We start from the raw sequence: 20955 nt of genomic DNA, 5'->3' as shown, positions 1-20955 counted from the left end.
GCCATTACCTTTGCGCCCATGCAAGCTCAACGATTCGAACCCTATTTCAGCTTTGCCCGCTTCATCGTCCGCCGCATGAGCTGTCTGCGGGTGCTACAGGTGTCGGGCAGCCTGACTTTCACCACGCTGTTGGCGCTGGTGCCGCTGTTCACCATCGCGCTGACGGTGATTTCGGCGTTTCCGGTGTTCTCCGATTACAGCACCCGCTTCAAGATCATGCTGCTGTCTACGCTGGTGCCGGAATTCGCCGGCAAGGTGATTACCGTCTACATGCGGCAGTTTGCCGACAATGCGGAAAAGCTCACCGCCGCCGGCATCGTGATGCTGGGCGTCACCGCGCTGATGCTGATGTCCACCATCGAACGGACTTTCAACGCCATCTGGGGCGTGCGCCGCGGCCGGCCGTGGCTGCAGCAGAGCATGGTGTACTGGACGGTGCTGACGCTGGGGCCGCTGGTGCTGGGCGGCAGCCTGCTGTCGTGGCGCTGGCTGTTCCGGGTGACCCGCTTCGAGAAGAACCTGCCGCTATTGGCCGGCGTGGTGGAGGTGGGCGGCACCATCGTGCTGACCGCGCTGGTGTTGTCGCTGCTGTACCGCATCGTGCCCAACCGCTTTGTGCCGTTCCGCCATGCGGTGGCGGGCGCGCTGGCCACTGCGCTGTTGCTGGAGGCCACCAAGGCCGGTTTCGGCTTCTACATCGGCCAGGTGGCCAACTATCAGCTGGTGTACGGCGCTTTCGCCAGCATTCCGATCTTCCTGCTGTGGGTGTATTGCCTGTGGCTGGTGGTATTGGCCGGCGCGGTGTTCACCTCGGCGCTGTCGTACTGGGAGGGCGAGGCCTGGCGGCGGCGCAACGAGCCGCACCGGCGTTTCCTGGACGCGGTGGAAGTGCTGCTGCTGCTGGATGCCGCGCAAGTGCGCGGCGAGGCGCTGACGCCGCCGCAATTGCGCCGCGAAGTGAAGGCTGGCTACGACGAGCTGGGCCTGGTACTGGATAGGCTGGCGCAAAATGGCTATGTGCAGAAGGGCGGCGGCGACGCCTGGGTGTTGATGAAGCGGGCGTCGGCGATTCATCTGGCCGAGTTGTTCGAGCTGTTTGTCTATCAGCGCGAAAGCGAGCGCGACGATGCCTTGGGCCGGGCGCTGGCCGAGCTGCTGGGGCCGATGACCGACGGGCTTCAGGCGGAGACGGTGGCCGATTTCGCCCGCCGCGTGGGGCAGAAGTAAGCGGTATTGTCGTAGAAGGCCGGGTCTTCGTTGTCCGGCCACCAGCCCGGTATGCCCAGCAAGGGCAGCGGGCACAGCGCGCGCGGGCGGGGAAGGAAGGCGTCGTCGTCCAGTCCGGCCGCCAATATGTCATCCAGATGGCGCAGCTGGGCGGCATCGTCCAGCGCAAAGAAGTCCGGCGCGACGTCCAGGATCAGCGCCTTGCCGCACCAGCCGATGTGCGGCGTCAATCCCATCTCCATCACCGCATGGCCCAGCGTGAACGCCGCGATGCGGCGGCCCCAGTCGGCGCGGCGCGCGATGAACAACTCCTGCCAGCGCATATCGTCCAGCGCCTGGCCCAGCGCCGGATCGGCGGTGGCCACGATCACGCCGCATTCGTCCAGCAGTGTGGCCGCGTCGCGCAGCGGCCCGCGCCGGGCCTCGCCGCGGGCGATGGCCCGCACATGGCGGCGGTTCAGCGCGGTTTTGGCGCGCGGCCAGGCCAGCCAGGCCAGCGCATTGAACCAGTCATGCCAATTTTGCGGACGGGTGGGCACCTCGCCGGTGGCGCCGATATGCATCTCGTAATAGGCGGCAGGTTCCAGCGCGCAGACGAAGCGCAGCGCGTCGGGCAAGGGCGCGCCGCCGGCTCGCGCGGCGGCCAGCAGGTCGTCGAAATCGGTTTGCCGCGGCCATGTCGGCCAGGCCGGGACGAAGCGGCGCACCGGCCGGTAGAGCGGGTGGGCGAGGTAGTCGGTATGCCAGCGGTTCATGGATCAGGCGGGAACGGCAAAGGGCGCCATTTTAGCCGGAAACCGACTCAGGCGGCGCAGCGCCGTCGGCAAAGACGCGGTTGCGTCCCTCGCGCTTGGCCTGGTACAGCAGTTTGTCGGCGCGGCTGAGCACCTCGTCGATATCGTTCTCGTCCGGCAGCCGCTGCGCCACGCCTATGCTGACGGTGAAGGACAGCGTGCCGCCGTCTGCCGGCAGCCTGGCCGCCGCCACGGCCGCGCGCAGCCGTTCCGCCACCAGCCGCGCGTCGTCGATGCCTGTGTCCGGCAGCAGCGCCGCGAACTCCTCGCCGCCCAGCCGGCCGCACAAGTCGCAGGCGCGCAGGGTCTCCCGGCACAGGTCGGCGAAGTGGCGGATCACCACGTCGCCCACGGCGTGGCCGTGGTGGTCGTTGATCTGCTTGAAATGATCGAGGTCCATCATCATCACCGTCAGCGGACCCTGGTGGCGCCGGCAACGCTCCAGCTCGCGGTCGGCCAGCTCGATGAACTGGCGGCGGTTGTTCAGTTCGGTCAGGCTGTCCTGGGTGGCCAGCCGGAACAGCTGTTTCTCATGGCCGTGGCGCTGCAGCGCGATGGCGATGATGTGGGTGCTGCGATGGGCCAGCGCCAGTTCTTCCGGCGTGGGGCTGCGCGGTTCGCGGTAATAGGTGGCGAAGGTGCCGAGCAGGCGGCGGTCGCTGGAGAAAATCGGCGTGGACCAGCAAGCGCGCAGGTCGAATGGGCGCACCTTATCCTGCGCGTGTTGCCACAGCGGGCTGTTGAAGATGTCGTCCACCACGATGGTGCGTTTCCAGTGCGCGGAGGTGCCGCAGGAGCCGACGCTGGGGCCGATCTCGACGCGGTCTATCAGCTTGCGGTAGGCGGCGGGCAGGCTGAGCCCGGCGGCGAAGCGCAGCGACTGGCCATCATCGTCCAGCAACATGATGCTGCACATGCCATTGGGTTGCTGCGACTCCATCATCTGGCAGATCTGGTTCAGCGTCTGCGGCAGCGGGTGGTTGCCGGCGATCATTTCCAGCACGGCGTTTTCCTCGGCCAGCAGTTTTTCGCCCTGGCGGCTGGACGTGACTTCGCGGTCCACGGATAGGATGGTTTTCAGCATGCCGGCGCTGTCAAACTCCGGAAACAGGCGGATTTCGAAGATATGGCGGTGGGGGCCGTTGTTCAGCTCCAGCTCGAAATTGCGCGCTTCCCAGGTGTTGATCAGTTGGCGGCACTCGTGTTCGAAGCGGCTGCTGGCGTCTTCGTTCCAGCCTTTTTCGCGCGGCGTCTTGCCCAGGTGCTCTTCCTGCGGCAGCGGGAAATAGCGGCTGACGCTGCGGTTGATGAACAGGCAGCGCAGTTCCAGATCATAGCGGGCGACGATGTCCTCGGAATTGTCCACCAGGGTGCGGAATTGCTGCTCGCGGCGCATCATCGCCGCTTCATGGTGCTTGCGCGCGGTCGCGACGCGGCACAAGGCGGTCAGCTTCTGCACGCGGCCGCCGCGCCAGCCGGGGCGCCAGGTGATCTCCAGCCATTCCCAATGTCCGCTGTGATGGCGGATGCGCACCTCGTAATTGGCTTCCGGCGCTTGCGGCGGCGTGGCCAGCAGTTGGGCGAAGCGCGGGCGGTCCTCCGGATGCAGCAGGCTCAGCCAGCGGCCAAAATCCATGTCCCGGGTATGGGCGGGCATGCCCAGCAGCCGCTGCAGCGATTGCGCCCGGCTGCGCACATGCTGGCGTGGCAGATGGAACTCCAGCAAGCCCAGGCAGGCGTCCTGCAGCGTGCCGCGCGCGCGGCGCTGCCGCATCAGGCCGTACAGCCACAAGCCGGTGGCGATGGCGGCCAGCAGCCAGCCGGTTCCGGCGAAGCCGCTGGACGTGGCGGAGGCGGCCCCCGCGGGCAATGGCCCGCACCAAGGCAAGGCCAGGCCGGCTCGGCTCAGGAAGAGAATCAAACGGCTTTGCAACTGAACCATCCGGAAAAGCGAAACGTGAATTTTGACACCGACCGGCCGCTTGCCCCTGACGGGCCGCTCATCCCGCTTGGCTAGCGTCGTATTTACGCAACAAATGCAGTATGCTTGAACGCATACAATTGCGGCGCCTATATGGCGCAAGACCGGTCTGGACTTGGTGGTGAGTCTACCGGGCGTGGAGCGTGAAATGGAATTCTTTCCGATCTTTCTGAAACTGCGGCAGCAGCCCTGCTTAGTGGTGGGCGGCGGGGAGGTCGCCTTGCGCAAGGCGCGCCTGCTGCTGGCGGCCGGCGCCCGGCTGCAAGTGGTGGCGCCGGAGCTGGCGCCGGAACTGGCGCAGCTGGCCAGCGAGGGCGAGCTGACGCATCTGGCGGCGCGCTATGCCGCGGAGCAGCTGGACGGCCAGCGTCTGGTGGTGGTCGCCACCGATGACCGGGCCGTCAACCATCAGGTAGCGACCGACGCCGAGGCGCGCGGCATCCTGGTGAATGTGGTGGATGATCCCGATGCTTCGCGCTACATCAGCCCGGCCATCATAGACCGCTCGCCGCTGATGGTGGCGGTAGCCAGCGGCGGCAGCGTGCCGGTGCTGGCGCGCGCTATCCGCGCGCGGCTGGAAAGCCTGATCCCGGCCGGTTACGGCCGGCTGGCGCGTTTCGGCGCCTCGTTCCGCGACGCGGTCAAGGCGCGTTTCCCCGACGTCGACGCCCGCCGCCGCTTCTGGGAAACGGTGCTGGAAGGACCGCTGGCGGAATCGGTGATGAACGGCGACGAGGCGGCGGCGCGCGCGGAAATGGAGCGGCGCATCGCGGCTGGAGGCGTGGATCGGGCCGGCGCGGTCTATCTGGTGGGCGCCGGGCCGGGCAATCCGGACTTGCTGACCTTCCGCGCGCTGCGGCTGATGCAGCAGGCCGACGTGGTGCTGTACGACAAACTGGTGGCGCCGGAACTGTTGAACCTGGTACGGCGCGACGCTGAGCGCGTCTACGTGGGCAAGGCGCGCGCCAATCATGCCCTGCCGCAGGATGACATCAACCAGTTGATGGTGACCCTGGCCAAGCAGGGTAAAAGAGTGTTGCGGCTGAAGGGCGGCGATCCGTTCACCTTCGGCCGCGGCGGCGAGGAAATCGCCACGCTGGCGGAGCAGGGCGTTCCGTTCGAAGTGGTGCCCGGCATCACCTCGGCCAGCGGTGCGGCGGCTTACGCCGGCATTCCGCTGACGCACCGCGACTACGCGCAGTCTGTCACCTTCGTTACCGGGCACAAGCAAGACGGCACCATACAGCTGGATTGGCCCGCGCTGACCCGGCCGCAGCAAACCGTGGTGGTGTATATGGGGGTCTCGACTGCGGCGGAGTTGTGCCAGGCTTTCATTGCGCATGGCCGCGGCGCGCAGACGCCGGCGGCGGCGGTGGAATGGGCCACTACGGAAAGACAGCGCACGGTGTGCGGCACTTTATCGACTTTGCCCGGTCTGATGGCCTCGCACGGCATCGCGTCGCCGGCCTTGATCATCGTGGGCGAAGTGGTGGAATTGGCGGACAAGCTGGCCTGGTACCGCCGCAGCGAGAATTCAGCTGTTACAATTCAGGAAGATTGATCTCGCGGATGCGCGGGCCTGGCCCGCGCGAGTTCGAGCTTTGCTTATCAACGCGGCGGGCTGGTCCGGCCGCACCAACTCGAAGACTCAGGCATGGTAGGTGTTCTGATAATTGCACATGGAGACCTGGGACGGTGCCTGGCGGATTGCGCCAGACACATTCTGGGCCGGGAGCCGGAAAACCTGGCGGTCATGACCGTGGACAAGACGGAAGACCCGGAACGCAAGCTGGGCGAGGCGCAAGGCCTGGTGGACGGGCTGGAGCAGGGCGATGGCGTGGTGGTGCTGACCGATATGTACGGCGGCACGCCCTCCAATATCGCTAGTAGGCTGATCCGGCCTGGCCGCGTGGAGGCGGTGGCGGGCGTCAACCTGCCTATGCTGGTGCGGGCGTTGTGCTATAGCAGCCAGCCGCTGGAGATCGTTGTCAGCAAGGCGATCACCGGCGGGCTGGAAGGCGTGCTTTACATTATTCCGGGGGAAGGAAATGCTGCGATCTGAAGTGGAAATCATCAACAAGCTGGGACTGCACGCGCGCGCGTCCAGCAAGTTCACCCAGCTGGCCAGTCGTTACAAGAGCGATATCTTCATCGCCCGCAACAGCCGCCGCGTCAACGGCAAGAGCATCATGGGCGTCATGATGCTGGCGGCGGCCAAGGGCGCCAAGGTGGAGCTGGAGGTCAGCGGCGAGGATGAGCAACAGGCGCTGGAAGCGCTGATCGCGCTGATCAACAACCGCTTCGACGAGGCGGAATAAGGCGCGAGCGGGCGGGGGCCGGCTTTTCCCCGGCCTTTCAGGGAGTCGCCGCAATATGCGGCGGAGGTCATGGCGGGCATAGCGACAAAAACACGGCCCGCCTGGGGAGGGGCAATGAGCATCATCCTGCACGGGGTGGCCATTGGCGGGGGCATCGCCATCGGCCGGGCCCACCTGATATCGCGCAGCATGGACGATGTGGCGCACTATCTGCTGGAGGACGACGAGGTCCCGGCGGAAAAACTGCGTTTTGACGAGGCGGTGCGGGCCACCCGCAAGGAGCTGGAGATGCTGTGGGGCAGCATCCCGGAGAACGCGCCGGCGGAGCTGGGCGCTTTCCTGTCGCTGCACATCATGTTGCTGGGCGATGTCACCATCTCGCGCGAGCCGCGCGAGATCATAGAGAAACAGCGCTGCAACGCCGAATGGGCGTTGAAGCTGCAGTGCGACCACCTGATCGAGCAGTTCGACGCGATCGAGGAAGACTACCTGCGCGAGCGCAAGAACGACGTGCTGCAGGTGGTCGAGCGCATTTTCACCAATCTGGACGGCGACGCGCCGCAGTTGCCGGCGCCGGAAGATCTGGTGGAAGACCACATCCTGGTGGCGCATGACCTGTCGCCGGCCGACATGGTGTATTTCAAGGATTCCAACTTCGCCGCCTTCATCACCGATGTCGGCGGCGCCACCTCGCATACCGCCATTCTGGGCCGCAGCCTGGATCTGCCGTCGGTGATCGCCTTGCATCACGGCCGCGAGCTGATCCGCCAGGACGAGATGATCATCGTCGACGGCCAGCAGGGCGTGGTGATCATCAATCCGGACGCGCTGGTGCTGGCCGAATACCGCCGCCGTTTGCGCGCCTGGCGCGGCGCGCGGCGCAAGCTGTCTTCGATCCGCAAGTCCAGCGCCGTCACCCGCGACGGCGCGGTGATCGAACTGCTGGCCAATATCGAGCGGCCGCAGGACGTGGACGACGTGCGCGAGTCCGGCGCGGTCGGCATTGGCCTGTTCCGCAGCGAATTCCTGTTCCTGGGCCGCGACACCCTGCCGACCGAGGACGAGCAGTTCGAAGCCTACCGCCATGTGGCGGCGGCGATGAAGGGCATGCCGGTCACGATTCGCACCATGGATCTGGGCGCTGACAAGAGCCCGAAATGGCTGACCCACGACCAGGCCGACAATCCGGCGCTGGGCCTGACCGGCATCCGGCTGTGCCTGGCCGAGCCGCTGATGTTCCGCGCCCAGCTGCGCGCCTTGCTGCGCGCCTCGGTGCACGGCAGGATACGCGTGCTGTTCCCGATGGTGAACTCCCTGCCGGAACTGAAGCAGGCCTTGGCGCAGTTCGAATACGCCAAGGAGGAATTGCGCGACGAGGGCATAGGCTACGCAGATGACATCGAAGTGGGCGCGATGATCGAGATCCCGTCGGCCGCGCTGGTGGCCGGCAGCTTCACCAAGCACGTTGATTTCCTGTCCATCGGCACCAACGACCTGATTCAGTACACGCTGGCGATCGATCGCAACGACGACACGGTCAGCCACCTGTACGACCCGGTGCATCCGGCAGTGCTGAAGCTGATCCTGCATACCATCAAGTGCGGCATCAAGGCCAATGTGCCAGTCTCGGTATGCGGCGAGATGGCCGGCGACGCCAAGCTGACCCGGCTGCTGCTGGGCATGGGGCTGCGCAAGTTCTCGATGCATCCGGCCAATCTGTTGTCGGTGAAGCAGCAGGTGCTGAACAGCCATCTGGACGAAATCGCGCCGATTGCGGCGCGCATGCTCAGATCGGAAGATCCTGATAAAATAGCCGATTTGTTGCAACTGCTGAATGCAGAGCCGGGCGAATGACCCGGCTTTTTAGTTGCTGTGATAGGGTTCGCTTAGCATGACACGTCTTGCCATTGTCCGTCAGAAATACAATCCAGCCGGAGGCGCCGAGCGTTTTGTCAGCAGGGCATTAGGCGCATTGCGGGATAGCGGAATGGTTCAGGTGTCGTTGATCGCTCGCGGCTGGGAGGCCGTCGACGGGATTGAAGTGCATCCGGTGCAATCCACTTATCTGGGGAATGTGTGGCGAGACTGGAGCTTCGCGCGCCATGCCAGGCGGATCTGGCAGCGTGAGCGCTTCGATCTGGTGCAATCGCATGAGCGTATTCCCGGCTGCGATATTTATCGAGCCGGTGATGGTGTACACCGCCATTGGTTGCATTTGCGTCGCCAGGGGATGAGCATCTGGCAGCGGCTCGCTTTGTGGTGCAATCCCTATCATCATTACATCATGCGCGCCGAGGCCGCGATGTTCACGCATCCGAGGCTTAAGCTGGTTATTTGCAACTCTGAAATGATCAAGCGGGAGATTCAGCATTATTTCGATCTGCCTGCCAGCAAAATCACCGTTATCTACAATGGGGTGGATCTAAAGACTTATCACCCTGATCTCAAGACACAGTACCGCCAGACCATGCGGGAGCGCTGGTCTATCCCCGAGGCTGCCCCGCTATTGGTGTATGTAGGGTCCGGCTTTGAGCGCAAAGGGGTGGCGCGTGCCGTGCGGGCAATACGGGACAATCCTCAAGCCTGGCTGATGGTGGTGGGGGGGGACAAGCGGCTGTCTCGCTATCAGGCGATGGCAAAGGAGCTGGGCGTGTCCGACAGGGTGGTCTTTGCCGGCCCGCAACAAGACGTCAAGCCGTTTTATGGCATGGCCGATGCGTTCATTCTTCCTACTTTGTATGACCCGTTTCCTAATGTCTGCGTTGAGGCATTGGCCTGTGGTTTGCCGGTTCTGACCACCCTGCAGTGCGGCGCGGCAGAGTTCATCCAGCCTGGTGTCAATGGTTGGGTGTGTGATGCGTTAGATCATCGCGCTTTGTCTGATATTGTCGGTGCTTGGCTGAGCGGCCGTGAGCGCGAGCCGGACTTGTCGGCAGCGGCCAGAGAGAGCGTGAGTCGGCTGAGTCTGGAAGCGATGGCTGATCAAATGCTGAACTGTTATCGACAATTACTGTCAATTTCAGCTAAAGCTGCCCGGTAAGCTGGAGAAGTGATGTTATTGAGTGTCATTATGCCTGCGCATAACGCGGCAGCGTTCCTGGAGCAGACCCTAATTCTGTTGGCAGGCGAGATGGCGGGTGTCGAGCAGGTTGAGGTCATCGCCATTGACGATGCGTCTACCGATGCCACCGCAAGCATCCTGTCCGCGTTTTCTTCCACCCATTCATGGTTGCGTACGCTTTCGGTTGATTTTGCCAATGTCGGACAGGCGAGGCGAGCGGGTGTGGAGCTTGCCACCGGCAGCTTTGTCACGTTTCTGGATAGCGATGACGCCTTTTTCAAAGGCGGCCTATCCTGGTTGGTGCAGACGCTACGGCAGCATGACCCGGATCTGCTCATGACGCCGCTTCTCGAGATCCGCGTCCCTTACGATGGGGTGGAGCCATTGGCATCTGTGGATGTGGAGCCCTTGTCATTACGCCAAGCGTGCGGAAAATTTTGCGAGCACCAGGCGTTGCAGGGGCATTTCATTGGCAAATGCGTGCGCAGGAATATTCTACTGAATCATCTCCCTGCCGCCATGTCTTGCTATGAAGACATGGCCACCACACCATACTGGATTCGAGACGCCCAGCGCATTTTATGGAGTGACACTCGGTTCTATGCCTACTACAAGCGGCCGGGCAGCTTGTCGGATCGCGGAGCAGAATGGCGATATATATCTGAATATTGCCAAGCCTTGTTGAATATTGAGGATGCTTTTTACGGCCAAGTCTCTCGTTTGCAAACCGCTCATTTCTGGATAGGTTTTGCTAAGGAGCTTCTCCGGAATACTGCTGGCAAGGCGTTTTTACGAGAACGGACTGATGTTATCGATAAATTGCTATCCATTCCATTGCCCAGCTACCTTTGCTCGTCTAATGCAAGCTGGAAGTCGAAGTGGCGCTTTTTACGAGTCAGGCTAGGCTTGCTTCGGCTTGGACTAAAATGACAGGAGCGGCAGACTTCTGCGTATGAATTGATTTTACAGGATATTTCCATGATTAAGGTTTTGGTGACGGGCGCGGCTGGCTTTATCGGCCGGGCGGTGTGCGATAAATTGTTGGCACAGACAGATGTTCAGGTCGTTGGGATCGACAATCTCAATGATTATTATGCAGTCGAACTCAAACATGCCAGATTGGCAACCTTGCAGGGCCGTGCCGGCTTCGCTTTTCACAAGATGGATATCGCGGACTGGCCTGCCATGCGGCAGCTTTTTCAGACCGAGAAATTCGATTATGTGGTTCATTTGGCTGCCCAGGCTGGCGTGCGCTATTCCTTGCAAAACCCCCATGCGTACGCGGAGAGTAATCTACTAGGTTTTACCAATGTGCTGGAGGCCTGTCGCCATTATCCAGTGAGGCATCTGGTTTTTGCCGGATCCTCCAGCGTGTATGGCTGCGGTTCGTCGGTGCCGTTCTCCGAAGATCAACGAGCGGACCATCCAGTCAGTTTTTATGCGGCCACCAAACGCGCCAATGAACTGATGGCGGCCAGCTATTCCCATTTATATGATTTGCCGACGACGAGTCTGCGTTTTTTCACTGTTTACGGACCATGGGGCAGGCCAGACATGGCGCCTTGGCTGTTTACCGATGCCATTTTGCAGGGGCGGCCGATCAAAGTATTTAACCATGGGAAAATGAAAAGAGACTTTACCTATATCGACGATATCGTCGAAGGCGTGGTTCGGGTGATGGAGCATGTGCCGACAGGGGAATTGCCGCATACCATTTACAATATCGGCAACCATCAGCCGGTTGAGCTGATGGCCTTCATTGAGCTGACAGAGCGCTTGTGCGGGCGGGGGGGCGTGAAGACTTACTTGCCGATGCAGGACGGAGATGTGCCCGTCACTTATGCAGAGACCAGCCGATTGCGGCAGGCGGTGGGCTTTACTCCATCTACTTCGCTGGACAGCGGCATGGCGCGTTTTGTCGAGTGGTTCCGAAGCTATCATGGCATGTGATGGTGGTGCTGTGCGCGCTTTGACCAGACACGTTTTCCATGGTTTGCAGGCTATCATCCCGTTAATCCTGATGCTGGGTTGTTGCATGATGTTGGTGATGCCGGCATCGGGGCGGACGCTTTTTTACATTATTGCCGCCTTGGCGTTTTTGGCTTTGCCGGTGCTCGCTGTTCGGCGCGCGTTAGTTATGCCGGATCGCTGGACATGGCTGATGCTGGCGTCTTGTTTGATTCTTGTGTTGCTGCGTGGATTGTGGCTGGCGTTGCAGACGCCCCCGTTGGACCCCGCGTTGCAACAGGTAGCCTATTCTTATCAGTATTCGGTGAAGATCTGGTTGTGCGGGATTCCCCTCTGGTTGCTCATGCTGTGCCGTAACCAAAGAATAGTGATTCCAGTATGGCTGATGCCAGCGGTGGCGGTCGTCATATCCGTGCTGCTGTGCGGAATGACCTTGCAAGCCTGGCATGAGGCTCACGGAGGACGCGTCGCTTTGGGGACGTTGTATGCCACAGGATTTGCCTATCTGTTGGCCTCCATGCATGTTTTTGCTTTGCTGTTGCTGTATCCCTTGCGCATGCGATCGTGGCATTGGCTGGCGATTTTATTGCTGGTCGGGCTGCAATTGCTGTCGATTATCGCAACCGGCACCCGCGCCGCGATGCTGGTTTATCTCCTGTATATCGGCGGTCTCTTCCATTGGCGGCTAGGTCGACGCTATGGTTGGAAGGTATATGTGTTTGCCGTGCTCGTACTGCTGTCTGTTTCCTGGTTGGGCAGAGGCATGCTGGAGGGGCGGATTCAGGAGGCCAGAGCGGATCTGCAGGCATACCAGCAAGGCAATGCCGGGACCTCTCTAGGCATTCGCTTTTCACTATGGGACGGCGGTTGGCGCGCGGTGTCGGCCCATCCATGGGGGCAGAGCATTGAGTCTCGCGATCAGTTATTCAATAAATTGGTGAAAGAGGGGAGTCTGAATCAGGCCGCACTGGTGATGCGGAATGTTCATCTTCACAATGAATGGCTGGAAATCCTGTCCTTGCAAGGCGTCCCTGGCGCGCTATCCTGGTTGGCGGTATTGATGGGATGGGCCTGGTTTGGATATTGGCGCGGCGGATTCGCCGGCCGCTTCATGCTGCTTTATATCGGCTTCTGGTTTTTGTTCGGCTTGAGCGACGTCATGTTGCTGAGTCCGCAGATCGTCATGTTCAGCATGATGTTCGCCGCCTTGGGCCTTTATTTGTCAAATATGGTCGATGTGCCGAAAAACAGCCAATCTCATTGGCCGCACAAGCTTAAATAGCGGTCGACCACGCTATTTAATGAGAATGGCTCAAGCAGGCTGTCTTCGGCCAGCGCCGGATTGTTTAACACGCGCTGGATCGCATTGGCCAACGATTGACTGTCCAATGCGCTGAGTCCCTGAGCCAGCGCGCCAGTCAGGATTTCCGCGGGTCCAACCGGGCAGTTGGTGCTGATGACGGGAGTGTTGCAGGCGAGCGCTTCTACCAGCACATTGCCAAAGCCTTCGAAGTCGGAGCTCAGCACCAGTGCCTGGGCGGCGCGCATATAAGAATAGGGATTGTCGCTGAAGCCGGCGATATGGAGCTGATGCGCAATCCCTAGCGCTTTGGCTCGGTTTTGTATCTCCTGCCGTTCCCTCTGGCCACCCTGTCCCAGCAAAACCAATTTGCCGGGGTATGCGCTGAGTTTGAAGGCCTCCAGCAGACGATCATGTCTTTTCTGGTGATTGAAGCGCCCAACGTGAAGCAGAAAGCGTTCGCCATCTAGCGGGCAAGGAGCGCTGGCATATTGGCGAATCCGGTCCAGGTCGAAAGGATTGTAAATGGCTTCCATGCGTTGTGGCTGGATGCCGCAGGCCAGCACGTCCTGTTGCAACGCTTGGCAGACCGTGATCAGCTTGCGCCCGGAGTAGGTGCGGATCAGTTGTCGCTTTTTCAGCCAGCGCCGCAAGCCAGATCGCTCCGCCAATTGCCCGGCCTGAAGCGCGCAGTGCAGGCATAGCCAAGCCTGTTGCAGATAGGGGGTGGCCGCGACGATTCTGTCGGTTTTCGGCAAGTTGGAAATGGCCAAATCGACATGTCTGCCGGCGAAGTGTTTTCTGAGCGCTGCGTCGAGCTGTCTGGCGCGACGGCGGATTTCCGTTTGTCGCCGCAATGGGCCGCTATAACCATCCTCTACAAGCAAGTAGCGGACCCCTGCGGGAATCGCATAGTCGCATTGCGCTTGCAGCGAGGCGATGGTGACATCGTGGCCGCGCGCCGCCATGGCGCCGGCCAAGGTAATGACTACGCGTTCGGCTCCGCCTCCGGGCAGGCCATCGATGATGAACAAGATGGTTTTTTTCATGATTCATTCCTGCCTGGTTTCTGCGAGCAATGCTCTGCAAGCATCCAGGACTGGCGCCAGCGGGATATTCGCCAGATAGCGTTGGCGGGTAGAGGTATCGACTTGGTCGGGTTCAATCAACTCGCCGTAGTCGGCCGCGCTGATCAGGCGATAACGAGTCATCCATGGGTGCCACTCCTGGATTTTGCTGGGGCCGAACAGCGCAACGGTATCTTTGTTCAGCGCGGCCGCCATGTGCATCGGTACGGAATCCACCCCAATGAATAGCCTGGCGCCATCGATCACGGCGGCCAACTGATTCAGGCTGAGCATGCCGGCGAGCGAGATGATTCGATCCGAATGGGTTAAGGCCATGATGGAGGCGGCCATATCCATTTCATTCTGATCGGGGGCAGTGGTAAGGACAATGTGCCAGCCATCATCCGCCAGGGTGTTTGCCAATTGGGCAAATCGATCATCTTCCCAGCATTTGAAAAACCAGCGTGATGCTGGATGGATGACCAGATAGTTTCCTGTGACCCCACGCTCGCGAAGCAGAGCGCGCACTTCATTGCGAGACGGTTCTGGCACCGGCAGGACGCAACGTTGCTCGTTTTCTGTTGGGGTGATGCCGAGCGGTTGCAGCGCCAGCAGATTTTGGCTCACCGTGTGCAGGGTATTGCTTGGGGCGAGGGGGGCCAAGGCGGTAAAAAACCGTCGCCAAGGGCTTTTCCGCCGCTTTGGGTAGTCAAAGCCTATCGCTTGTTCGCTGGCCAGTAGTTTGGCAAAGAAAGCGCCCTGCATCTGGTCGCTCAGATGCAGCACGATTTGATAGCGTCTTTGTCTCAGCTCGCGCAGCAAAGCCAGTTGGGCGAGGGCCTTGCGCCAACCATGCAGCTTGCGGTCCAGCGTCCAGACCCGGGAGATGTCTGGATTGTTCAGGAGAAGCGGCAGCGTTTCCTGATAAACCAGCAAGTCGACTTCACAGCGCGGGTAGCGCGACTTGAGGGTCCTCGCCACGGGAGTGGTCAACAGAATATCGCCATGATGGCGGAGCTTGATCAGCAGAATGCGGTCAGGAGCTTCGGTTTGGGGCATACAATGGTGGGTTTTCGTCCAGTGTGCGGCGGAGATTCCGGCGAACGGTAGGTGTTGGCCATGCGGCATTTTCCTGCTGATTATATACGACATGGACGAAGTCATGAGGAGGCTTGCTGCTGATGGTTATTGCTGAGATCATTGGCCCTTTGCTGACGACAGGCGGCTCGACGGGTTTGGCTGGCGACATGGATACAATGAAGTTGGAAGAGGGGCTGCCTGATGCGTGAGCTAGGGGAATATGCTTGGAATGATTGGCTGAAGCTCACGCCATGCCAAGATGCGCTTAAGCAATGGCGGAATGATGTCTGGCAAACCCTGTATCTTTCCCAGCGGGCCGAGGGGCAGGAAGTCCTGATTGATCACTTGCGGCAGCATGGCGGCCATCTTGGGCTGGTTGTCGCGTTTGAACAACCTTGGGCGCTTAACTGGCAGCTGGAGCTGGCGCGGGAAAATATACCAGATAGTCACATGGTGGTATTTGACAATTCCCGCCGGCCTGAGATGCGGCGCCAGATAGCGGCGCTTTGTCAGGCTAGGCGGGTGCCTTATCTGGCGCTTCCAGCCAATCCTACGAGACATGTCAATCGTTCTCATGGCTTTGCGATGAGCTGGATCTATCACAATATCGTGCGTCCAGCGCAACCGACCAGTTTTGCCTTCATCGATCACGACATGATTCCTGTCGCGCCGAACAAACGGCTGGTGGAGCTGGTGGACCAGCCGGTATACGGGCTGCCCAACCACAGCGATTGGGGCTGGCATCTATGGGCAGGGTATTGCGCATTCCGCTTCGATTTTGTAGAGCAGCGCAAGCTGAATTTCCTGTACGACTTTGCCAACGGGCTCGATACCGGCGGGCGTAACTGGCGCCCTGTATATATAGAGTTGGATGCGGACCGTTTGCGCATGGCTAGGCATAGGATACGTGAGGTGACCGACCCGGTCAGCGGCCACCCGTTTCGCATCCAGGTGGTGGACGATTGCTGGTACCACATCGGCAGCATCAGCTACAACAACGGATTCGAATCGCAGTTCGAACTCTGCCAGCACATTGCGGCGGCGCTGGCGGAAGGCAAACCATGGGCTGAATTGTGTCCGCCAGAAAATTAACGGACATTTGCATGGCGGAATATATTTTATTTACCGAGTCTTCTCCCAATGTCGGCGGCCAGGAGCTGCAGTTGATGCAGCAGATGGCCTGCCTGGAGGAGATCGGTTACCGCACGATCTTGGCTTGTCGCCAGGGCTCCAATGTGGAAACGGTGGCTCGAAGCAAGGGTTTGCCGCTATTGCCGTTGAAATTTCGCAATAGCGCGCATCCGCCAACGATAGCGGCGTTATGGCGTTGGATGCGTGTCAATCGCCCCGTTTTGGCAATCTGCCACAGTGGCCACGACAGCAATAACCTAGCCTTGGCGGCTAGAATGTTGTGTAAGCGGCCCTTTTTGTTGCGCTCGAAAACCTACCTGTCCGGCCCTCCCTCGGCTTGGACCTATAACCGGATGGTGGATGCGACGATGTTGCCAAGCGACTGCTTGCGCCAGTCCATGTTGCGGAATCCGGCTATCCGCCCTGAGAAGCTTCATGTGGTCTACCCCGGCATCGACTTCGCCGAGCTGGATGAAAGCATGGCTAAGCCTTTGCCAAAAGCGGTGGAGGCTTGGCTGGCTGCCGGACAGGGGCCGGTGCTGGCGCATGCGGCCATGCTGCGTGGCGAGAAGGGGCATATGACCCTGCTTGCCGCTTTGCATGCCTTGCGTGAGCGCTGGCCCAATGTGCGTTATGTGATCGCTGGCGAAGGCGGCGAGCGTGAGCGTATCGTCGCGGAAATCGAGCGGCTGGGTCTGCAATCCAGGGTATTGTTGGCGGGTATGGTCAGCCCGGTTGCGGCCTTGCTGGCGCGCGCTGATCTGGTGGTGATGCCCTCCAGTTACGAGCCCTTGGGCATGTCTCAAATCGAGGCTCTGGGCTTGGGCGTGCCGGTGGTCGTCAGCCGTACCGGCGGCATTCCGGAAACGGTGCGGGATGGCGAGACGGGTTTGCTGGTGGCGCCGGGCGATATCGATGCCTGGGCACGCGCGCTGGATCAGGCCTTGAGCGATCCGGAGCGGATGCGGCGGATGGCGCAAGCCGGCCGGACCGACGTGCGGGCCCGTTTCGCGCCGGAACATAATTTGCAAAGCATATTGGAATTGGCGGGGCTGTCGTCTCCGTCGCAGGGACAGACATGACGAAACATGGTTTTAAGGACAGTTGGGCTATCTACCGCCGACTGTTGGGTTATCTGCTGGGCTATTGGAAAATCCTGCTGTTGTCGATGTTGTCGATGACGGTGGCGGCGTTGACCGAGCCTGCTGTCGCCAAGCTGCTCAAGCCGCTGATCGATGGCGGTTTCGTCAACAAGGATCCACATGTGATCATGTGGGTGCCGCTGGCGATTATCGGCATCTACCTGCTACGCGGCGTGGCCGGCTTCGTCAATGAGTACACCGCAAGTTGGCTGACCGGCCATCTGGTGCAAACCTTGCGGCAGCAGATGTTCGCCAAGCTGGTGCGCCTGCCGGCGCATTATTATGACGAGAACCAGACCGGGCGGCTGATGTCCCGCATCACCAATGATGTCAATCAGGTGACTGAGGCCGGTTTCAACGTGATTACCGTCACGGTGCGCGATGGTGTGACCGCGCTGGCCATGCTGGGCTTGATGCTGACCACCGACTGGCAACTGACGCTGATCTGTCTGGTGGTGCTGCCTGGGGTAACGTATTGCATGCGTTTGGTTGGGCAGCGTTTGCGCGGCTTGGCGCGTCAGAATCAGCAGCATATGGCGCAGATGACCCAGGTATTGGCGGAGAGCATTCAATGCCAGCGCGCCATCAAAGTATACGGCGGCGATGCGCGCGAGATGGCGCGCTTCGACCATACCGCGGAATCGGTGCGGCGCAATCAGGTCAAGCAAAGCGCGGCTAGCGCGGCCAATACTGGCGTCACTCAATTGATGATCGCCTGTGCCTTGGCGGCAATTTTATATTTCGCGGGCTTGCGCGCTCAGCATGGCGCCCTGACAGCCGGGGATTTCATGGTGTTCCTGACGGCCATGCTGGGCCTGTTCGCCCCGGTCAAGCGGATTTCCAGCGTATCGCAGGCGCTGCAGCGCGGCCTGGCGGCGGCGGAGTCGGTGTTCGCCTTCATCGATGAGCCGGGCGAGCCGGACCACGGCTCCCATGCCTTGCCTGTGATTCGCGGCCAGCTGAGTTTCGATGCGGTCAATTTCACTTACGCCAATGCCGATAGTCCGGCGCTATATGGCATCGACCTGGCGATTCAGCCGGGCGAAACGGTGGCGCTAGTCGGCGCGTCCGGCAGCGGCAAAACCACGCTGGCGAGTTTGGTGCCGCGTTTCTACGAGCCGTCTGACGGCCGCTTGCTGCTGGATGGGGTGGCGCTGACCGACATTCCACTGCGGCAGCTGCGCGAGCATATTGCTTTGGTCAGCCAGCAAGTGGAGCTGTTCAACGATACCGTGGCGGCCAATATCGCATATGGCAAAGAGGATGCTTCGCGCGAATCTATCATCGAGGCCGCGCGCGCCGCCAATGCCCTGGAGTTCATCGAAGCCTTGCCGGAGGGCCTGGATACCCTCATCGGCGAGAACGGCACCCGTCTGTCAGGCGGCCAGCGCCAGCGGCTGGCGATTGCCCGCGCCTTGCTGAAGAATGCGCCGCTGTTGATCCTGGACGAGGCGACTTCGGCCTTGGATACCCAGTCGGAACGGCTGGTGCAGGCGGCCTTGGAAAATCTGATGCAGAACCGCACCACCATCGTCATCGCCCACCGGCTGTCCACCATTGAGAACGCCGATCGCATCGTCGTGATGCATCAGGGCAGGCTGGCCGAGCAGGGCCGCCATGACGAGCTGCTGGCCAAGGGCGGTTTGTATGCCAAGCTGTACAGCCTGCAGTTCAGCGAGCCGCAGCCCGAGTAGCGCGAGAAGCGCGTGAAATGCCAAAGGGCCGCGTCTGCGGCCCTTTGGCTTGGCAAGCCGCCAAGGTCACATCTTGGCGAACAACGGTTCCTGCGGCGCCAGTTCGCGGCCGTTTTCCTGGATGGTGCGCCACACCGGCTGGCCTTGCACTTGCGCCTGCACGTCGCGCGCCAGCATCACGTAGGCTTCGCTGTCGCGGGCGCTGGAGTAGGCGCGCAGCAGGGTCACCTTGGCGTGGAGATTGTTGGGGTCGTCGCGCAGCGAATCCTTGAGCACGCGCACGGCTTCCCGGGTGCGGCCATAGGCCAGATACACTTCGGCCTCCCCTATTGGATCAATGCCGCGATGCGCGGGCTTGACGTAACGAAGGCGGCGCCAGAAATGGCGCAGCGTATAGTAGACGAGCATCAAGGCCAAGCTGCAGGCCAATGCCGAAAAGACATCCATTTTGTTTCTCCCCCTCGTGGTACAACATCTTATGTAGTCTGTTGATTATTCTGATGAGGAGGGCGGCGCGCAATCCGTATAATTCCGTAGCCGCCCGGACAGCCTGGAAAATCAGCTGTTTGTCCGCAGGACGCGATCCAGCCATGAGGCATCCAGACCCGGTTGTATCACAGCCTGGCCCAGTTTGCGCAATAAGATGAAGCGTATGGTGCCGGACTCCACTTTCTTGTCGTGCGCCATCAACTGCAGCCACTGCTCCAGCGGCATCTTGGGCGCCTGTGTCGGCAGGCCGGCCGCTGCCACCAGGCGGCGCACGCGTTCGACGTCTTGTTCAGCGATCCAGCCCAACTGAGCCGAAGCCGCGGCGGCCAGCACCATGCCGGCGGCGACGGCCTCGCCGTGCAGCCAGGCGCCGTAACCCAGTCCGGCCTCGATGGCGTGGCCGAAGGTATGGCCCAGGTTCAGCAGCGCGCGCACGCCGTGTTCTTTCTCGTCCTCGCCGACGATGGCGGCCTTCATCTCGCAGCTGCGCTTCACCGCGTATTGCAGCGCGGCCCCGTCGCGGGCGCGCAGCGCCGGCATATTGGCTTCCAGCCAGGCCAGAAAGTCGGCGTCGCCCAACAGGCCGTATTTGATGACTTCGGCCAGGCCGGCCGACAACTCGCGGTCCGGCAGCGTGGCCAGCAGGTCCATGTCGGCGATCACCGCCTGCGGCTGGTAGAAGGCGCCTATCATGTTCTTGCCCTGCGGATGGTTGATCGCGGTCTTGCCGCCGACCGACGAGTCCACCTGGGCCAGCAGAGTGGTGGGAATCTGGATGAATGGCGCGCCGCGCTGGTAGCAGGCGGCGGCAAAGCCGGTCATGTCGCCGATCACGCCGCCGCCCAGGGCGATCAGCGTGGTCTTGCGTTCGGCGTTGCCGGACAGCAAGGCGTCGAAGATGCGGTTAAGCGTTGGCCAGTCTTTATGCGCCTCGCCGTCCGGCAGCATCACGCTCAGGCAGCTCACGCCGCGCGCCTCCAGCGCCGCCTGCAGGCGGGCGAGGTAGAGCGGGGCGACGGTTTCGTTGCTGACGATGGCCGCTTTGGGGATGGGCAGATGAGGAAGCAAGAGATCGACCTGTTCCAGCAGTCCGTGGCCAATGTGTATCGGATATCGGGTATCGGGCAGGATCAGGTCGAGGGTGATCACTCTGAGCTTCCTTGTCGGGGATGTTGGTAGACGTACAGTTGTTCGATCAGATGGCTGACCAGCAGGTTGACGTTTTGTTGCGTAGTGTCGACCACGATGTCGGCAATCTCGCGGTATAGCGGATCGCGCTCGTTGAACAGGCTTTCCAGCTTGCCGCGCGGATCGGCGATCTGCAGCAGCGGGCGGTTCTTGTCGTGCTGGGTGCGCAACAGCAGGTCGTCGATGGTGGCGCGCAGATAGATCACGGTGCCATAGGAGGCCAGCACCCGACGGTTTTCCTCGCGCAGCACGGCGCCGCCGCCGGTGGCCAGGACAATGTCGCGTTGCTGGGCCAGATCGCGGATCACGCAGGATTCGCGGTTGCGGAAGCGTTGTTCGCCTTCGATGTCGAAGATGGTGGCCACGCGCACGCCGGTGCGCGCTTCGATCTCCTGGTCGGAGTCGTAGAACGTCTTGCCGGTGCGGCGCGCCAGGGCGCGGCCGACGGTGGTCTTGCCCGCGCCCATCAGGCCAACCAGAAAAAAATTGCCTGCCAGTTTCTCCATGGCAGGCAT

General features: G+C 61.3%; 19 protein-coding genes. 12 read left to right on the top strand and 7 right to left on the bottom strand.

What is annotated here, in order from left to right; genetic code table 11:
• The first annotated feature begins 18 nt into the window (after nt 1–18).
• Complete coding sequence (locus tag QUG01_RS14600) at nt 19–1227, top strand: YihY family inner membrane protein (protein WP_500830770.1); 1209 nt, start codon at nt 19–21, stop codon at nt 1225–1227.
• On the opposite strand, the gene QUG01_RS14595 is transcribed toward QUG01_RS14600, so the two are convergent.
• Both QUG01_RS14595 and QUG01_RS14590 read right to left on the bottom strand, forming a co-directional pair.
• On the bottom strand, nt 1179–1982 hold the full coding sequence (locus QUG01_RS14595; RefSeq protein ID WP_500830769.1) for a DUF3025 domain-containing protein: 804 nt from the start codon (nt 1980–1982) through the stop codon (nt 1179–1181). The genes QUG01_RS14600 and QUG01_RS14595 overlap by 49 nt on opposite strands.
• 31 nt (nt 1983–2013) lie before the next feature.
• A complete protein-coding gene (locus QUG01_RS14590; RefSeq protein ID WP_500830768.1) occupies nt 2014–3954 on the bottom strand; it encodes a sensor domain-containing diguanylate cyclase in 1941 nt (646 codons plus the stop codon).
• A gap of 196 nt (nt 3955–4150) precedes the next feature.
• Here QUG01_RS14590 and cysG point away from each other — a divergent pair, with 196 nt between their 5' ends.
• The 8 genes from cysG (at nt 4151) to QUG01_RS14550 (ending at nt 12631) form a co-directional block, all read left to right on the top strand.
• Nucleotides 4151–5563 (top strand): siroheme synthase CysG, encoded by a 1413-nt coding sequence (cysG, locus tag QUG01_RS14585; protein ID WP_500830767.1) that lies wholly within the window; start codon nt 4151–4153, stop codon nt 5561–5563.
• Between the two features lie 93 nt (nt 5564–5656).
• Complete coding sequence (locus QUG01_RS14580) at nt 5657–6064, top strand: PTS sugar transporter subunit IIA (RefSeq protein ID WP_043629499.1); 408 nt, start codon at nt 5657–5659, stop codon at nt 6062–6064.
• Nucleotides 6051–6320 carry an HPr family phosphocarrier protein gene (locus tag QUG01_RS14575; protein WP_043629502.1) on the top strand — a complete coding sequence of 90 codons (270 nt, stop codon included), beginning with the start codon at nt 6051–6053 and terminating at the stop codon, nt 6318–6320. Before QUG01_RS14580 ends, QUG01_RS14575 begins: the two co-directional genes overlap by 14 nt.
• 114 nt (nt 6321–6434) lie before the next feature.
• Nucleotides 6435–8174: a phosphoenolpyruvate--protein phosphotransferase gene (gene ptsP, locus QUG01_RS14570; RefSeq protein WP_500830766.1), complete on the top strand. Its 1740-nt coding sequence runs from the start codon at nt 6435–6437 to the stop codon at nt 8172–8174.
• 37 nt (nt 8175–8211) lie between these two features.
• Complete coding sequence (locus QUG01_RS14565) at nt 8212–9360, top strand: glycosyltransferase family 4 protein (protein WP_500830765.1); 1149 nt, start codon at nt 8212–8214, stop codon at nt 9358–9360.
• Between the two features lie 12 nt (nt 9361–9372).
• Nucleotides 9373–10311 carry a glycosyltransferase family 2 protein gene (locus tag QUG01_RS14560; protein WP_500830764.1) on the top strand — a complete coding sequence of 313 codons (939 nt, stop codon included), beginning with the start codon at nt 9373–9375 and terminating at the stop codon, nt 10309–10311.
• Between the two features lie 48 nt (nt 10312–10359).
• Nucleotides 10360–11331 (top strand): NAD-dependent epimerase, encoded by a 972-nt coding sequence (locus QUG01_RS14555; protein ID WP_500830763.1) that lies wholly within the window; start codon nt 10360–10362, stop codon nt 11329–11331.
• An 85-nt stretch (nt 11332–11416) separates the two neighbouring features.
• Nucleotides 11417–12631, top strand: coding sequence for an O-antigen ligase family protein (locus tag QUG01_RS14550; RefSeq protein ID WP_500830762.1), 1215 nt, complete (start codon nt 11417–11419; stop codon nt 12629–12631).
• On the opposite strand, the gene QUG01_RS14545 is transcribed toward QUG01_RS14550, so the two are convergent.
• Together QUG01_RS14545 and rfaQ are read right to left on the bottom strand one after the other, a co-directional pair.
• The gene (locus QUG01_RS14545; protein ID WP_500830761.1) at nt 12607–13698 is read right to left on the bottom strand and encodes a glycosyltransferase; all 1092 of its coding nucleotides are present in this window, start codon (nt 13696–13698) and stop codon (nt 12607–12609) included. The two genes, QUG01_RS14550 and QUG01_RS14545, sit on opposite strands and share 25 nt — an antisense overlap.
• Nucleotides 13699–13701: 3 nt before the next feature.
• A complete protein-coding gene (gene rfaQ / locus QUG01_RS14540; RefSeq protein WP_500830760.1) occupies nt 13702–14775 on the bottom strand; it encodes a putative lipopolysaccharide heptosyltransferase III in 1074 nt (357 codons plus the stop codon).
• Nucleotides 14776–14997: 222 nt separating this feature from the next.
• On the opposite strand from rfaQ, the gene QUG01_RS14535 reads away from it, so the two are divergent.
• From QUG01_RS14535 to msbA, 3 genes are read left to right on the top strand one after another with little or no spacing between them, the layout of a single operon-like run.
• Complete coding sequence (locus QUG01_RS14535) at nt 14998–15888, top strand: hypothetical protein (RefSeq protein ID WP_500830759.1); 891 nt, start codon at nt 14998–15000, stop codon at nt 15886–15888.
• An 11-nt stretch (nt 15889–15899) separates the two neighbouring features.
• Nucleotides 15900–17009 carry a glycosyltransferase family 4 protein gene (locus tag QUG01_RS14530; protein WP_500830758.1) on the top strand — a complete coding sequence of 370 codons (1110 nt, stop codon included), beginning with the start codon at nt 15900–15902 and terminating at the stop codon, nt 17007–17009.
• Complete coding sequence (gene msbA / locus QUG01_RS14525) at nt 17006–18763, top strand: lipid A export permease/ATP-binding protein MsbA (RefSeq protein ID WP_500830757.1); 1758 nt, start codon at nt 17006–17008, stop codon at nt 18761–18763. Before QUG01_RS14530 ends, msbA begins: the two co-directional genes overlap by 4 nt.
• Before the next feature lie 66 nt (nt 18764–18829).
• Here the strand turns inward: msbA and QUG01_RS14520 are convergent, their stop codons facing one another.
• The 3 genes from QUG01_RS14520 to aroK all read right to left on the bottom strand — a co-directional run bounded on the left by QUG01_RS14520 (nt 18830) and on the right by aroK (nt 20955).
• Nucleotides 18830–19210 carry a type IV pilus assembly protein FimV gene (locus tag QUG01_RS14520; protein WP_261174287.1) on the bottom strand — a complete coding sequence of 127 codons (381 nt, stop codon included), beginning with the start codon at nt 19208–19210 and terminating at the stop codon, nt 18830–18832.
• A 111-nt stretch (nt 19211–19321) separates the two neighbouring features.
• Nucleotides 19322–20401: a 3-dehydroquinate synthase gene (gene aroB / locus QUG01_RS14515; protein WP_500830756.1), complete on the bottom strand. Its 1080-nt coding sequence runs from the start codon at nt 20399–20401 to the stop codon at nt 19322–19324.
• Nucleotides 20398–20955, bottom strand: a complete 558-nt coding sequence (aroK, locus tag QUG01_RS14510; protein WP_103321167.1) for a shikimate kinase AroK — start codon at nt 20953–20955, stop codon at nt 20398–20400. The genes aroB and aroK overlap by 4 nt, the downstream gene beginning before the upstream one ends.

This window comes from Chromobacterium sp. CCUG 76385, assembly GCF_059916625.1.
Note: the sequence above shows the minus strand (reverse complement) of the source record. Positions and strands in the feature narration are given on the sequence as shown.